The sequence below is a fragment of the Bacillus sp. VA15 genome (genome assembly GCF_055721145.1).
In genome coordinates, this window is the sequence record NZ_JBVQPQ010000002.1 from 657095 (window position 1) to 670639 (window position 13545).

Genomic DNA, 13545 nt, shown 5'->3' on the forward strand with positions numbered 1-13545 from the left:
AAAAGCCTTCCGGCAGCGCCGGAAGGCAAATCAATTACAATTTATTGAATCGGTTTTAGTTTTGCTTCAATTTCAGCTCTTCGATGCTCAAGATACGGCGGAAGTGCGATCGTTTGGCCGAGCTCATCAAGGTTTTCATCAACCATAAAGCCCGGACCGTCTGTTGATAACTCGAACAAAATGCCGTTCGGCTCTCTGAAATACAGCGCCTTGAAGTAGTAGCGTTCAACGATGCCGGAATTGCTATAGCCTTCCCGGCTGATGATCTGGTGCCACCCGGCAAGTTCTTCTTCATCTCTTACCCGAAATGCAACATGGTGAACACTTCCTTTGCCTTGGCGCTCGCGGGGAAGATCGTTTCTTTCTATTAAATGGATTTCCGTTGCAGCACCGCCTTCTCCAGATTCCAAAATAACGGCGGTTCCTTGTCCTTCGACTGTTTCACGATTGTTTTCTGTAAATCCAAGAATATTCGTCAATACGTGTAAGGTTGGTTCAGCATATGGCACAGTCAGTTCAACCGGCCCTAACCCGCGAAACGAAAATTCTTCTGGAATGTCGCTTTGTTTAACAGGCAGGCCATATCCTTTTCCTTTCTCATCAGCACTCAGCACAAGGCGCTGTCCTTCATGATCTTGGAATGCCAATATGTCACGTCCCGCTCTTTGGGTGATGCCGCTATGCGCCACCTGATGCTCTTCAAAACGTTCTTTCCAGTAATGCAGGGCTTCTGTGCTTGGAACGCGCAAACCAATACAAGAAATACTGTTTGTTCCCGCATGAAACGGCGCAATGCGGGGGATCTCGAAAAACGTCAGCTCAGTTCCCGGATTTGCCACTTCATCTCCGTAGAACAGATGGTACATTGTCGGTTCATCCTGATTGACGGATTTTTTGACAAGTTTTAATCCTAATACTTTCTTATAGAAATCTAAGTTTTTTTGTGCGTCGGCCGTTAATGCCGACACGTGGTGAATGCCATTGACTTTCATATACTGTCCCTCCAGGTCATTTTATCTCGATTTCGAGATATTATATCATAGTTGTATATTTATTGTTCTAATTACAAGGTATTTTATTCGCATGGGAAAGTCAACATATCAGCTTCAGCGAAGGTTCGTTATTTTGCTGGGTTCTCATCGCATCCTCAGTTTCGGTTAAATCCCGCCCGAAAAACACGAACTTTCTAACTACAAAACCATATATTTATTCGCTTATCACTTATTAAATCAGACGTTTTCACAGGTTTACTAACCACAAACAAAGCAAATATCGAAAATCAGAAAATTTATTTTATTTCACTTTTCTAAAATAGGGTTTACAATATGAAAAAAGATTCTTCTCATGAAGCTTCAACATCATAGGAGGTTAAGGACATGCATACTGAAGACAACGGTTTGAAAAAAGAGATAGGCCTCTTGTTTGCCCTTACTCTTGTCATCGGAACCATTATCGGTTCAGGTGTTTTTATGAAGCCTGGCGCTGTGCTCGCTTATTCAGGTGATTCAAAGACAGCGCTGTTCGCCTGGCTGTTAGGCGGTATTTTAACATTGGCAGGCGGTTTGACAATCGCGGAAATCGGAACGCAGATTCCAAAAACCGGCGGGCTTTATACGTACCTTGGGGAAGTATACGGCGAGTTTTGGGGATTTTTGTGCGGCTGGGTGCAGATTATCATTTACGGTCCGGCGATTATCGGTGCGCTGGGTTTATATTTTGGATCTTTAATGGCCAATCTTTTCGGCTGGGGATCTGGACTATCAAAAGTAATCGGAATTATAGCAGTTCTCTTTTTATGTGTCATTAATATTATCGGTACAAAATACGGCGGCTTTGTCCAAACACTGACAACGGTCGGAAAGCTGATTCCGATTGCATGCATCATCATCTTTGGCCTTTGGAAAGGCGATCAGCACATCTTCACAGCAGTAAACGAAAGCATTGCCGATATGAATTTCGGAGCAGCGATTTTGGCTACATTGTTTGCTTACGACGGATGGATTCTTCTGGCCGCTCTCGGCGGAGAAATGAAAAATCCCGAAAAGCTGCTGCCACGCGCAATGACGGGCGGATTATTAATCGTAACAGCCATCTATATTTTCATTAATTTTGCATTGCTTCACATCCTGTCTGCGAACGAAATTGTCACACTTGGTGAAAATGCGACAAGCACTGCTGCCACCATGCTGTTCGGGTCAATTGGCGGAAAGCTGATCAGTGTCGGGATTATTGTCAGCATCTTCGGCTGCTTAAACGGAAAGGTCCTTTCTTTCCCGCGTGTATCATTTGCGATGGCAGAACGTAAACAGCTGCCATTTGCTGAAAAATTGTCACAAGTACACCCGACGTTCCGCACACCATGGATTGCGATTTCCTTCCAAATTATCGTGGCTTTGATTTTGATGCTGATCAGCAACCCTGATAAGCTTTCGGAAATCTCTATTTTCATGATCTACATTTTTTATGTGATGGCCTTTTTTGCGGTATTTATCCTCCGCAAGCGAACAAAGGGAGAAAAGCGCGCTTACAGTGTTCCGCTATACCCATTCATGCCGATTTTGGCCATCGCAGGTTCATTCTTTGTGTTAGGAAGCACACTCATTACAGATACACTGAGCTGCGGTTTATCCATCCTCATCGGCCTTGCCGGACTGCCTGTTTACTACTGGATGAAAAAACGAAAAGCAAGCTGATAAAACGGTTCCCTTGTTTAGGGAACCGTTTTTTGGTGAAACAGAAGATAAAAGTTGACAGGAAAAATACAACTTTTGATATACTTTTTACGTTAAGCTGAAAGATTGTGCAAACTTGGGTCGTTTTTTTAAACCGAAGTAGGCCAAAATAAGTGGACATGATTTGCCGAAAAAGTCAAGCCGTGTTTTTTTCGACTTAACCTGTTTTTTTTCGACAAAAGGCTATATAATAATTTGATGTGTGCATTGTCTCATTCAAACTATGGAGGGTTTTTAATGATAAGAAGAAAAAAAGATAAGTTCTCACTCCTTTTAACAGAAATCGCAAAAAATATAGACGAAACTGCCGAATATTTTGTGAACTTTAAGGTCACAAACCAAACGACGCTTAAAGAATTCGCAGATACGTTAAAAGAATTTGAAACAAAAGGTGACAATCATGTTCATGTCATGATTAAAGAGCTTAACAAAGCGTTCATCACTCCTATTGAACGCGAAGATATCCTTCAGCTGACAAACAGCCTGGATGATGTGCTCGACGGAATCGAACACTTCTCTGCTATGATGGAGATTTTCTCGATTACTTCATCAGACGAGCATATCGATAAATTCAGCGGATACATCAGAGAATGTGCCAAAGAAATTTTAATTACAATTGAGCTGCTGGCAGAAAACCGCTTAAAAGATATTCAGCCTCACGCGATCAAAATTAAAGAGTATGAGCACAGCTGTGACAACCTGCACAGAAAATCATTAAAGAATCTTTTCGGAAATGAAACAGATCCGATCAAAGTCATTCAATATCGTGAAATTTACGAAACGCTTGAAGAAATAGCCGACTCTTGCCAAAGTGTTGCCAATAATCTTGAAACCATCATTATGAAAAACGCGTAACGAGGGGTTAAAATGGATATTCTATTAATATTAACGATACTAATAGTCATTTGTGCTCTGGCGTTTGATTTCATCAATGGGTTTCATGATACGGCGAACGCAATTGCGACTTCAGTATCGACAAAAGCGCTGAAACCGCGCCATGCCATTATAATGGCGGCTGTGATGAACTTTATCGGAGCAATGACATTTACAGGTGTTGCCAAAACCATTACGAAAGACATTGTAGACCCTTATACATTAGAAAATGGCTCTGTCGTAATTTTGGCTGCATTAATCGCTGCGATTGCCTGGAACCTGATCACATGGTACTACGGCATCCCAAGCAGCTCATCCCATGCCATCATCGGAGCTATTGCCGGTGCCGCCATTGCGTCAGCCGGATTTGCTGCGTTAAATTATAAGGGATTCATTAAAATCATTGAAGCACTTATCTTTTCACCAATTATTGCCTTTGTCCTTGGGTTTATTCTTTACAGCATCGTCAAGCTGATTTTCAAAGACAGCAATTTGGCGAAAACGAACAAGCAATTTCGCAGAGTGCAGATTATAACAGCTGCCCTGCAATCGTATACACACGGAACAAACGATGCTCAAAAAGCAATGGGAATTATCACAATGGCTCTCATTACAGCGAATTTACATACTTCGTCTAACGATATTCCAACTTGGGTGCAATTCGCCTGCGCGACAGCCATGGGTCTCGGAACATCAATCGGTGGCTGGAAAATCATCAAAACCGTTGGCGGAAAGATCATGAAAATTCGTCCGGTAAACGGTGTTTCTGCTGACTTAACCGGTGCAGCTATTATTTTCGGCGCCACGTTTATTCATTTGCCGGTCAGTACAACCCACGTCATTTCTTCATCAATCCTTGGCGTCGGCGCGTCACACCGGGTAAAAGGCGTAAACTGGGGTACGGCCAAGCGGATGCTCATTACATGGGTCATCACACTTCCGATTTCAGCGACACTTGGTGCCATCGCCTACTTTATTTTAAATATGATTTTTTAATGTTACACCGCTTCTGTCAAAGGAGCGGTTTTTTTGATGGAACAGGAAAACCAGCCGTATCTCTCGAATACAATAAGCAGAACCTATTTCAGATGTGAGGGATTGATGTATGCTTTTATTCTTTCAGATCATGGTCTGGTGCATCATGGCCGGATTGGGCTTATACGTGTATGCCACGTGGCGTTTCGAATCGAAGGTCAAAGAAAAAATGTCCGCCATCCGGAAAACATGGTATTTGCTGTTTGTTCTGGGCGCTATGGTATACTGGACATATGATTCCTCTTCCCTGTTTACTCACTGGGAACGGTATCTCATTGTCGCCGTCAGTTTTGCTTTAATTGACGCTTTCATCTTCTTAAGTGCATACGTCAAAAAACTGGCCGGCAGCGAACTGGAAACAGACACAAGAGAAATCCTCGAAGAAAACAACGAAATGCTCCACATGTATCTCAATCGTCTGAAAACATACCAATACCTATTGAAAAACGAACCGATCCACGTTTATTATGGAAGTATAGAAGCATATGCTGAAGGTATTGATAAACTGCTGAAAACCTATGCCGATAAAATGAACTTAACGGCCTCCCTTTGTCACTATTCGACACAGGCTGATAAAGACCGGTTAACCGAGCATATGGACGATCCGGCAGACGTGCAAACTCGGCTTGATCGAAAGGATGTTTATTACGACCAATACGGAAAAGTGGTTCTCATCCCTTTTACCATCGAGACACAGAGTTACGTCATCAAGCTGACGTCTGACAGCATTGTCACGGAATTTGATTATTTGCTTTTCACATCATTAACAAGCATATATGATTTAGTGCTTCCAATTGAGGAGGAAGGTGAAGGATAATGGAACGCGCATTTCAAAACGGATGCGAGCCCCGAGCGGCGAAGCCGTTTAAAATCCTGAAAAAACGTTCAACTACCAGTGTCGCGAGCTATCAAGTCAGTCCGCATACTGCAAGAATCTTCAAAGAAAACGAACGGCTGATTGACGAGTATAAACGAAAAAAAGCATGATCACACTAAAAGGACAAGAGAAAACAGCTCTTGTCCTTATTCCTTTTCTTATAAGGGTTACATATAATAAAACAAACAGAGGATATTGTCAGGTGATACAGTGAAAAAATTGGTGAGGCGTGTGAAGTTTGTTGATTACGGAAAGTTTGGCCTTTCCGGGTATTCGCTTCGGGTGAGAGAGCGGAGTGCAGGAATTTTAAAAAAGTTAAAGAAGAAAAAATAAATCCCGGAGAAACTCCGGGATTTTCCGTGCGCTGTGATCAGCTTAATTGTGCTGCAATCTTCGCTTTTGTCGCCGGCCCGTAAATACCGTCGGCGGTTAGACCGTTAACAGACTGAAAACGCGCAACTGCATCAGCTGTTTTCGGCCCGTAAATGCCGTCAATTCCGTTGTTAACAGCTCCTTTATCAGGATAAAAATAGAGGGCCGCCAATGCTCTTTGCACCTGAAAGACGTGTTCTCCTGAGGTGTAAGGCGTTGTTAGTTTGATAATGCCGTCAGGTAGCGGATAGAGTTCTGGTTCTTCAGCGTACGATGGCGCACTTACAATTAACACTTGACCGACCTTGATGAAATTCGGGTCTTCGATATTGTTCCACTCTTGCAGCTGAGCAACAGTAACACCGAACGTTCTCGCTATGGATGTAAGCGTGTCACCTTGTTTCACAACGTAAGTTTGGCTGCCGCCTCCCCCAATCCCTGCTTTAAATGTATCCCACGTATCCAATAGTCTGCGCGGACATTCCTTCCCAGACCAATACTTATGAGGGACGACATTGGCGAGACTGATATTGTGTTCAGACATTAATGTTTTGATGAGCCACTGGGCATTAGCTGTTGCTTGTACAAAATCCCCATCGGTATTTTCACAAATTTCAATCCCAATAGAAGCCCGGTTGCCGCTGCCGTTTCCGTCTCCTGCATGCCAGCCGTTTTCATTTAAAGGCAGATGCTGATAAATTTCTGTATCATCAACTGTAAAATGCCAGCTTGTCGCCGTATCAGGATTTTTCAAATAGCGGGCATGCGCCTCAGCATCCGCTCCGGCTGCAGTGTTCGCTGTATTGTGCACTGTAATGTAAAGCGGCGTCATTGCGTAGCCTGGACGGTTATTTGCACCAACTGGAATAAAGTCTTGAATAATGTTTACCATTTAGATCTCTCCTTATTTGGTCAGATTGTTTTCCTTTAACAAGTCACGCTGTTTTTTCCCTTTTTCTGTTACATAATTGTTTTTAAACCAAGCGGCAAGTGTCGTTCCAATTGTGAAAATGACAGATCCGGCAGAATAAAGTGCGTCGGCAAGCTGATTGACCTGCTCCTCTTGAATGTCCAATGGTGATTTGCCAAGCATCAGCATGGTCTGGTTGATTAATGCAACCAAAAGAAGCACCGTCCTAATGACCGTGCCTTTGTCAAACGTTTTCATAAAAATCCCCCTTTAATGCTGCAGCAGGTTATACATAATGGCGATGGCTCCGCCAATGATCCCTGTGCATACTGCTGTAATGATGGCACCTGTGATGGTGCGTTTAATCCACGTTGTATTTTCATCAATTTTGTTTAATTTTTCGTTCAGCGTCATGATTTGCTGATCTTGCCGGTCAGACACTCGTTCTAATACGGAAACCCTCTGCTCCAGCGCTTTGTGCTCACCTTTCATGTCTGCTAAATCCTGCTGAACCACATTTACATCTATCTCTTGCTGCATCACTCACTCCTCCTTTACATGCGGATCACCTCCCTTCCGAAGGCCGAAATGGTTATGAAACCACGGTTCCTTTTATCGAAAGAGTCCCGCCGGTGATACTGGCGATCTCCATGATGATCTCCTTAAACCCTTTAATATTAAAGGCCCACGCCTCAGCTTTACTTAACGTACTCGAGGCTGAGGACGCATCATCAGATTTCACGCCTCTGATCGGAAGTTTCTGTCCTGACACTGATTTCCCCCAAAATTTCACCTCACTCGTTTCCGCTGTGCCGTATACTTCAACGAGTAAATGCGCGGCACCGCCCACTGGTAAAGCGGCACCCTCGCCGGCGGACTCGGCATTTTCATGAAAGACAAAGTCAAACGTTTGGCTGGCTTTTACTTTTAGCCGTCCATCGCCTGTTTGAATCTCCGAAAAGTCTATCTGCAAAGGGGCTTTTTCATTTACACGCACGTCCATTTCTCCCGCGCCGACTGATTGGTATAATACAAACTCTGATTGCTGAAGGTTCCCGTTCACATAACGAAAGCGGTAATAGCGTTTAGAAAGGTACACCCAGTCTGTCGCTGTCAGGACACCCGCTGCGACATTAACTGTTGCTGTCGTTGTCCAAGCATTGTTATTGTCGCTTTCTTCTATAAAGAGCGTGCCTTCACGATCTGCATACGCCCATCCCTTCACTTTCGAAATCAAAACTGCACCCAGCCTGTCTTGCCCGAGCTGACTGTATGCCTCAGTCGCCTTTAAGGCAGCGTTTGTTAAAATCTCCGCAACACCTGACAAGTTCGAAACAGGTGTCACAAAATCATTTTTTTCTCCTCTATAGGGCTTTACAGCTCCGGCTTTTCCAGTCTTATCGAGAGGAAATTCATATTGATACTTCACCATCTTCATCCTCCTTTTGATCTAAAAACAGGCAAAATAAAAAAGCCTTACATGGCTTTACCGGTAATTTCTTCATACTGGTCAGATGTAATCAGCTTTTTGTTCACCCCCTCTGCCAAATCCTCAATTGAACAGTCTTGATATGCTAAAGCCTGTTTCACCATATCCGTTGTCGCCCACTCATAATAGAGGGCAAGCACCCAATAATTCATTCAGCATGATCTCCTTTCAAAGAAAGTAATGAGAGCTTTATATCTGCCAGTTCGCTCCCTAAAGTTTTGTTCAGCTCTTCTAGCTGCTTACGAGCCAGCTTTTCTTGTGACAATTCCTGAGCGAGAAGCTCCACCTGATCAGGCGGCTCATACGGTGGGTTTTTTTGCAGCTCTTCCCACCAGGATTCGAGTTCTTTTTGGGTTGGGATTGGGGCGCGCAGGTTCCATTCAGCTATATAAGACCCTTCCCCGTCATTTTGAACGATAAAATCTTTTGTTGGATCTGTATTAGGGTATTTATACATGATTGCTTCTGCGATCATCGTTTTTCCTCCTATACTTATACTGTAGGATAGTTAAGCCCTCCAAGTTCTTGAATGTCTATATAATTGTATACTTCGTTATAATCGGATACACCTCTTCTATCAGTACCATGATAGTTGCAATAGCAATAGATCTCTATATAGTCACCTTTGTTCATAGGAACGGTTACATTACCATTTAAGTCAAGGTTCATTTCATTTTCCTTATCAACAAAGTCCCCTCTCTTATGGTCAATTGGTTTATACAATGATCCATTTAGATAGAGTTTCAAATGAAAATTGATGTAAGCCGGTGTATTTATCATATACAGCCCAACTCCTACTAAAAACATTCCATCATTAGGAGCAACGAATCTACTATTTTTTGTGTCAAAAGCATTGTGACTATCTTTAATTTTGCGATTGAACTGAATTTTTGTATGGGCTGCTTTATCAAGATACTGAATACCTGTAGTTCGGATATACGCATGAGCGAATCCAGAAATTTTATGCCAAGCTGTCCAGCCTGAACCACTCCACCAGTGACGTATCCATGTACCGGTACTATCAATATAACTGCCAGATTCATTTCCAGTCCCATAAAAATATTGAGCAAATCTAAAATCACTGTATTTCTCATTTTTCACGAAGCCATAACGAAGTGGGTAACCGGTATTATTTCCTTGACCTATATCCATCAAAGTTAGTCCCTGAGGATACTCATCCCCTCCAGTTCTTGCATCTGTTACTGCATTAGAGCCTGAAAGTTTGGTTAATTTTTGATTTGTATAATTTGTATCAACATAGTTTTTAGCATCAGCTAAGGCTTTATCTGCTTTTGCTTGTGCTCCTTGTGAATATTCGATCTCCATCCATGGAGTCCACTCTTCTGAATCTTGCTTTTTATTTCGGATAAATTTTCTTCTATTGTCTGGAATTGAATCTGAATATCCCGAATAAGAAGTAAACTCTTGATAAGGATAAGTTTCAACATTATAGACAAGCAAATACCCATTTCTATTAATTGGAGCATTTAATTCCGTGGTCGAAGAATAAATATAATAAAATCCTGTTTTTGTTATATTATTTAAATCTTCATTGTAGAATTTTCCCAACGTTCCATCATCTTGAGTCAATTTGAAAATCTGGCTGTTATTCCATTTAGTTTTATCGTTCTGCGTGACATGGATTTCCATGTTATTTGCATGACTGTCCGTATAAAGCTTTGCTGTATTTAAAACAGATTCTAGCTCATCTGATGAAGGAATGGTAATAAACTCAGTCCAGCCTACAGTATCGTACCAATGACGAATAAATACTTTCTTTTGGCCTGTGTTACCGGCATAAAAGAAAAATTGAGCAAAACGGTATTTACTAGATTTTATATTCAGCACTTCACCGTACTCATGGGGATATCCTGTAGACCCCTGAAGAATTCCGACAGTGGTAATACCAATAGGATAGTTGTTTCCTGAGTATGATGCATCCTGATAAAGAGATTCATCGGCAATTTTATTGATATTTTCACTATTCAATTCTTCTGATGTGACCAGACGTTTCCATCCTCTGAATTCCCCGTCAGTATGCACCATTCCAATCCACATGGTGACTTCAAAGCTTTGGTAAGCAACAATTGTTTTTCTGCCGCTCTCACCCTCTATCACATCGTAGTTATACCAAGCATTATCATCATCAACTGGATTGTTTACTACATACTTTCCTACTCCATAATAAAATCCCGTTGATAATGATAGAATATCAGTCCCATCAGGTACCCAGGTTCTTCTGCCGTTATCTTTCGTTAACTTTGTCAGTTGAGCTCCGTTCCATTTCACACGCTCATCATTGGTGATATGAATACTGCTATTATCAGTATGATTGTCTATATAATTTTTAGCATTTTTCTCAGCCTGTTCAGCCTTACTCCTAGATCCAGCTTCTGTCTCGAAAGATACCCATTCGGACCACTCACCGCTGGTTAATGTTTTTCTCCAAACTCCTCCGTCATTTGTCATGGCGATTGCTTCCCCATCATTTTCAGAAGAGTACAAATAAATGCCATTAGTAGGTTGCGGGGGTGTATTCACGCTTGTTTTTGCTGTGTGAAAAGTAAATGATCTCTTTTGTTGAGCAGCTACCTCGTTAAAGTCTTGTCCATTATCAATACTGATAAAGACTGAACCATCATCTTTCGTAATCTTAGATAACTGACCGCCGTTCCATTTCTCCCGCTCTTTCTCTGTAATATGCCGCACCTGATCTTGCACATGCAGTTCAAAATCCTTCTTCGCCGCCTGCTGAACATTATCCAAATTCCCCAGCCCGACTTGTGCCTTTGTTGTGTTATGGGGGTTGTTCATGTCGTTTTTGTGGGCGGCCAGGTCTGTGTGGGCGTCTTTTATTCCTTTTTCCCAGCGGTTGACGTCATCTTCGTTGATTGGGTCATCCGGAAGCCAGTCTGTTTTTTCTTCGTATGCCATGTTTACACCACCTCAAAAGTAAATCTGAAATCGAGTGTTCTGTTTTCGCTGACGTCCAGGTCTGTTTTTCTTTCTGTAATGATGTTGCCCAGTTCGTCAAAAATTTGTACCGTTTCGATATGCTTGATGTCTTCCTCACGTTTTGTCAGAACGGTGACTGTCGCTCCGTCAATGGAGAGCTCTACTATTTCTGTTTTTTGTCCGTTAAGCAGCACGTGAGCAATTCTGCTTTTTAGATCAGCAGCTGTACGTTCTCTGTATATGGTTGAAATCAAGTTAAAACCACCTCATTGTTGTTAAGGGTGACAGAATAACCGACTTTCAGCTCACTGGCTGTTCGGTATCTGCGGTGATTCAGGATAACTGTATCTTTGATTTGAATCGTCTCATTTAATCCGCCTCTGAGCGTATACGCTAAATGAGCGGGCTTCATGTTTTCGATGGCTTCGATCAGTTCATTCATGTGCTGAAGGTCATCAACATTGATATCTACGGTAAATCGGTATTCGCCGGGCAGCAGGCGGATCTGTGCAGACGGGTTTTTTAAGAAACGATTCACGGCCTGCTCAATGGCCCTGTAGGTGATTGGCGGGATGTTCGACATTTTAGAAATGAGCCGCAATCGTCTGATTTCATCGGTGTCACCTGATTCCCGCGGCACGTTTAAAATCTTTTCCCAGCGGCTGAGCCCCCATGTCGCTGTCGGCACAAATAGCTGATCCGTCAGATCAAATATGCTGTGATTCTGTTTATCAAACTCAGGCACTTCCGCTTTCAGCAGTTCTGCCATTTCTTTAAGGCTGGTGAGAAACGGAGGCAGATACGCTGTCATGTCATCTTGTTTGCTCAATGATCTTCACCTGCCCCAGCTTAGGAATTTCCACGTCGCTCAGCACCAAATTTTCGGAGGTGCCGTTGACTTTAATATTGGAATAATCACTGACTGACGGTGAATTATAGACGATATTGTTAATTTGAGAAAGGCGGATGACGTTGTCTTCGAACGCCATTTTTTTAAAGAGATTTAAAACGCCCTCTTCAATTTCTGACTTCACTTCATCAATTGAGTGATTGATCTCAGGCAGCACTTCGGCAGAAATCTCAACTTCCTTCCAGACCGCGCTTTCTACTGTGACAACGGCTCCGATTGGCGCCTGTCCCTCCCCTTGTCCTGGTTCAGGGTCGATATAGTTTTTCACTTTTTGAATTAAGATATCGGAAGCCGGCTCAAGATTCGCATTCGTGACGACAATTTTGACCGTGCCGTCTCCGTTCCAAAGCGGGAAGATCTTTGCTTTTCCAACACCGTCCACTTCTTCAGCCCACTCTTTATAGTGCATTTTGTTAGCGCTGACAGCCTCGCGCCGAACCCTTGTAAAATACCGTTCTCTTAAGCTGTCATCTCCTTCTTCCTCTCGCCCCGGGATCAGGATTTCTTTGACAATGGCTGTTTCTAATCCGGGAATGGTATCCAGCGACAGTAAATTGCGTCCGGTCAAATTGGCGTTTCCTGCTTCACCAGGTGTTTCACAGATGAGCGTCCCGTCCGCCGTATATTGAAAATAAAGATTATCCACATAGAAGCGGGAGCCCACAGGAATAGTAATCCCAGACGTAAACTCTCCCGCTCTGACCGCCTTTGTCGCGGCTGTCCGTTCAATCCCCGCTTCCGCTGCACGCCGGTCTAAAAATTCGCCTTGCGCGGTATCAGAGAAGACTAGCTCAAGCACTGTATCCAGCCATATATATGACTTCGCAAGCTCGGCTGCCGCCGGAGCTAAGGCATTATAAATGACGCTGCCTTCTCTTGTGTCAATATCTGCGGAGATGCTGTTCAGCATACGCTCCATAATCTCTTCAAAGGTCTGATCTTCAAACATCTTCGCCAATCACCTCCTCAATCTCAAGCGTCCCTTCATCTGTCTCCACCACAAAGGAAACATGAAACGCATCGCCTTGTTTTTCTATCTCAAAATCGGTTACAGCAGATATCCGGTCGTCATAAACCAGCGCCTCTTCTATCAGCCTCGGAATCTCCATTTTTTTGTAGGCATCAGTCGTCTCATGATCTGCAAGCACGTCCTGAAGCTCATTTCCGACATTATGGCTGTATACGGAGTACGCATATCGTTCTGTTTGTAAGGCGATATACACGAACTGTCTGATCGCTTCAAGTCCGGTAATCAGTTCATTTGTAATTCTTCCGTTTTCAAAATCTATTTTGTATGTTTTAGAGGTTTCAATGACTTCGCTGTCATCTTCGATATCCTCAAACTCCACTTCTGGTGTCAGGGCCATGATGCCCACTCCTTTTTACAAGCTA

The 13545-nt window shown here is 43.0% G+C and carries 18 protein-coding genes; 6 read left to right on the forward strand and 12 right to left on the reverse strand.

All coding sequences use genetic code 11. From position 1 onward, the window contains the following. Positions 1–41 precede the first annotated feature (41 nt). Positions 42–992 carry a ring-cleaving dioxygenase gene (locus tag AC0DBE_RS08255; RefSeq protein WP_472961755.1) on the reverse strand — a complete coding sequence of 317 codons (951 nt, stop codon included), beginning with the start codon at positions 990–992 and terminating at the stop codon, positions 42–44. 384 nt (positions 993–1376) lie between these two features. Here AC0DBE_RS08255 and steT point away from each other — a divergent pair, with 384 nt between their 5' ends. From steT to spoIISC, 6 genes are all read left to right on the forward strand, one after another. Next, positions 1377–2693, forward strand: coding sequence for a serine/threonine exchanger (gene steT, locus AC0DBE_RS08260; protein WP_472961757.1), 1317 nt, complete (start codon positions 1377–1379; stop codon positions 2691–2693). Between the two features lie 276 nt (positions 2694–2969). Then, a complete protein-coding gene (locus AC0DBE_RS08265) occupies positions 2970–3587 on the forward strand; it encodes a DUF47 domain-containing protein (protein WP_014113501.1) in 618 nt (205 codons plus the stop codon). A 12-nt stretch (positions 3588–3599) separates the two neighbouring features. Continuing rightward, a complete protein-coding gene (locus AC0DBE_RS08270) occupies positions 3600–4601 on the forward strand; it encodes an inorganic phosphate transporter (protein ID WP_079288532.1) in 1002 nt (333 codons plus the stop codon). 109 nt (positions 4602–4710) lie between these two features. Next, the gene (gene spoIISA, locus AC0DBE_RS08275; RefSeq protein ID WP_114150636.1) at positions 4711–5457 is read left to right on the forward strand and encodes a toxin-antitoxin-antitoxin system toxin SpoIISA; all 747 of its coding nucleotides are present in this window, start codon (positions 4711–4713) and stop codon (positions 5455–5457) included. Further along, positions 5457–5627 carry a three component toxin-antitoxin-antitoxin system antitoxin SpoIISB gene (spoIISB, locus tag AC0DBE_RS08280; protein WP_003239095.1) on the forward strand — a complete coding sequence of 57 codons (171 nt, stop codon included), beginning with the start codon at positions 5457–5459 and terminating at the stop codon, positions 5625–5627. The genes spoIISA and spoIISB overlap by 1 nt, the downstream gene beginning before the upstream one ends. A gap of 85 nt (positions 5628–5712) precedes the next feature. Further along, positions 5713–5850 (forward strand): three component toxin-antitoxin-antitoxin system antitoxin SpoIISC, encoded by a 138-nt coding sequence (gene spoIISC, locus AC0DBE_RS08285; protein WP_136654612.1) that lies wholly within the window; start codon positions 5713–5715, stop codon positions 5848–5850. Positions 5851–5887: 37 nt separating this feature from the next. On the opposite strand, the gene AC0DBE_RS08290 is transcribed toward spoIISC, so the two are convergent. The 11 genes from AC0DBE_RS08290 to AC0DBE_RS08340 are packed head-to-tail and all read right to left on the reverse strand — an operon-like array spanning position 5888 to position 13520. Next, positions 5888–6781, reverse strand: a complete 894-nt coding sequence (locus AC0DBE_RS08290; RefSeq protein WP_014113497.1) for an N-acetylmuramoyl-L-alanine amidase — start codon at positions 6779–6781, stop codon at positions 5888–5890. A 12-nt stretch (positions 6782–6793) separates the two neighbouring features. Further along, positions 6794–7057 carry a phage holin gene (locus AC0DBE_RS08295; protein WP_061187296.1) on the reverse strand — a complete coding sequence of 88 codons (264 nt, stop codon included), beginning with the start codon at positions 7055–7057 and terminating at the stop codon, positions 6794–6796. 12 nt (positions 7058–7069) lie between these two features. Beyond that, positions 7070–7339, reverse strand: a complete 270-nt coding sequence (locus AC0DBE_RS08300) for a hemolysin XhlA family protein (protein WP_014113495.1) — start codon at positions 7337–7339, stop codon at positions 7070–7072. A 52-nt stretch (positions 7340–7391) separates the two neighbouring features. Beyond that, entirely contained in the window at positions 7392–8231 is an 840-nt protein-coding gene (gene xepA / locus AC0DBE_RS08305) for a phage-like element PBSX protein XepA (protein ID WP_472961762.1), read from the reverse strand. 44 nt (positions 8232–8275) lie between these two features. Then, positions 8276–8440, reverse strand: a complete 165-nt coding sequence (locus tag AC0DBE_RS08310) for an XkdX family protein (RefSeq protein WP_472961764.1) — start codon at positions 8438–8440, stop codon at positions 8276–8278. Continuing rightward, complete coding sequence (locus AC0DBE_RS08315; RefSeq protein WP_472961766.1) at positions 8437–8763, reverse strand: XkdW family protein; 327 nt, start codon at positions 8761–8763, stop codon at positions 8437–8439. Before AC0DBE_RS08315 ends, AC0DBE_RS08310 begins: the two co-directional genes overlap by 4 nt. A gap of 17 nt (positions 8764–8780) precedes the next feature. Further along, complete coding sequence (locus AC0DBE_RS08320; protein ID WP_472961768.1) at positions 8781–11222, reverse strand: pyocin knob domain-containing protein; 2442 nt, start codon at positions 11220–11222, stop codon at positions 8781–8783. Positions 11223–11224: 2 nt separating this feature from the next. After that, positions 11225–11497 carry a hypothetical protein gene (locus AC0DBE_RS08325; RefSeq protein ID WP_014113490.1) on the reverse strand — a complete coding sequence of 91 codons (273 nt, stop codon included), beginning with the start codon at positions 11495–11497 and terminating at the stop codon, positions 11225–11227. Then, complete coding sequence (locus tag AC0DBE_RS08330; protein ID WP_242733427.1) at positions 11494–12072, reverse strand: YmfQ family protein; 579 nt, start codon at positions 12070–12072, stop codon at positions 11494–11496. Before AC0DBE_RS08330 ends, AC0DBE_RS08325 begins: the two co-directional genes overlap by 4 nt. Further along, entirely contained in the window at positions 12056–13102 is a 1047-nt protein-coding gene (locus AC0DBE_RS08335) for a baseplate J/gp47 family protein (protein WP_332606695.1), read from the reverse strand. The genes AC0DBE_RS08330 and AC0DBE_RS08335 overlap by 17 nt, the downstream gene beginning before the upstream one ends. Then, positions 13095–13520 carry a DUF2634 domain-containing protein gene (locus tag AC0DBE_RS08340; RefSeq protein ID WP_472961771.1) on the reverse strand — a complete coding sequence of 142 codons (426 nt, stop codon included), beginning with the start codon at positions 13518–13520 and terminating at the stop codon, positions 13095–13097. Before AC0DBE_RS08340 ends, AC0DBE_RS08335 begins: the two co-directional genes overlap by 8 nt. Between the last annotated feature and the right edge of the window lie 25 nt (positions 13521–13545).

Excerpts from the sequence above, each read along its gene's own strand:
- AC0DBE_RS08255 (WP_472961755.1), bottom strand. The coding sequence starts at position 992 with ATGAAAGTCAATGGCATTCACCACGTGTCGGCATTAACGGCCGACGCA.
- steT (WP_472961757.1), top strand. The coding sequence starts at position 1,377 with ATGCATACTGAAGACAACGGTTTGAAAAAAGAGATAGGCCTCTTGTTT.
- AC0DBE_RS08265 (WP_014113501.1), top strand. The coding sequence starts at position 2,970 with ATGATAAGAAGAAAAAAAGATAAGTTCTCACTCCTTTTAACAGAAATC.
- AC0DBE_RS08270 (WP_079288532.1), top strand. The coding sequence starts at position 3,600 with ATGGATATTCTATTAATATTAACGATACTAATAGTCATTTGTGCTCTG.
- spoIISA (WP_114150636.1), top strand. The coding sequence starts at position 4,711 with ATGCTTTTATTCTTTCAGATCATGGTCTGGTGCATCATGGCCGGATTG.
- spoIISB (WP_003239095.1), top strand. The coding sequence starts at position 5,457 with ATGGAACGCGCATTTCAAAACGGATGCGAGCCCCGAGCGGCGAAGCCG.
- AC0DBE_RS08290 (WP_014113497.1), bottom strand. The coding sequence starts at position 6,781 with ATGGTAAACATTATTCAAGACTTTATTCCAGTTGGTGCAAATAACCGT.
- AC0DBE_RS08295 (WP_061187296.1), bottom strand. The coding sequence starts at position 7,057 with ATGAAAACGTTTGACAAAGGCACGGTCATTAGGACGGTGCTTCTTTTG.
- AC0DBE_RS08300 (WP_014113495.1), bottom strand. The coding sequence starts at position 7,339 with ATGCAGCAAGAGATAGATGTAAATGTGGTTCAGCAGGATTTAGCAGAC.
- xepA (WP_472961762.1), bottom strand. The coding sequence starts at position 8,231 with ATGGTGAAGTATCAATATGAATTTCCTCTCGATAAGACTGGAAAAGCC.
- AC0DBE_RS08310 (WP_472961764.1), bottom strand. The coding sequence starts at position 8,440 with ATGAATTATTGGGTGCTTGCCCTCTATTATGAGTGGGCGACAACGGAT.
- AC0DBE_RS08315 (WP_472961766.1), bottom strand. The coding sequence starts at position 8,763 with ATGATCGCAGAAGCAATCATGTATAAATACCCTAATACAGATCCAACA.
- AC0DBE_RS08320 (WP_472961768.1), bottom strand. The coding sequence starts at position 11,222 with ATGGCATACGAAGAAAAAACAGACTGGCTTCCGGATGACCCAATCAAC.
- AC0DBE_RS08335 (WP_332606695.1), bottom strand. The coding sequence starts at position 13,102 with ATGTTTGAAGATCAGACCTTTGAAGAGATTATGGAGCGTATGCTGAAC.
- AC0DBE_RS08340 (WP_472961771.1), bottom strand. The coding sequence starts at position 13,520 with ATGGCCCTGACACCAGAAGTGGAGTTTGAGGATATCGAAGATGACAGC.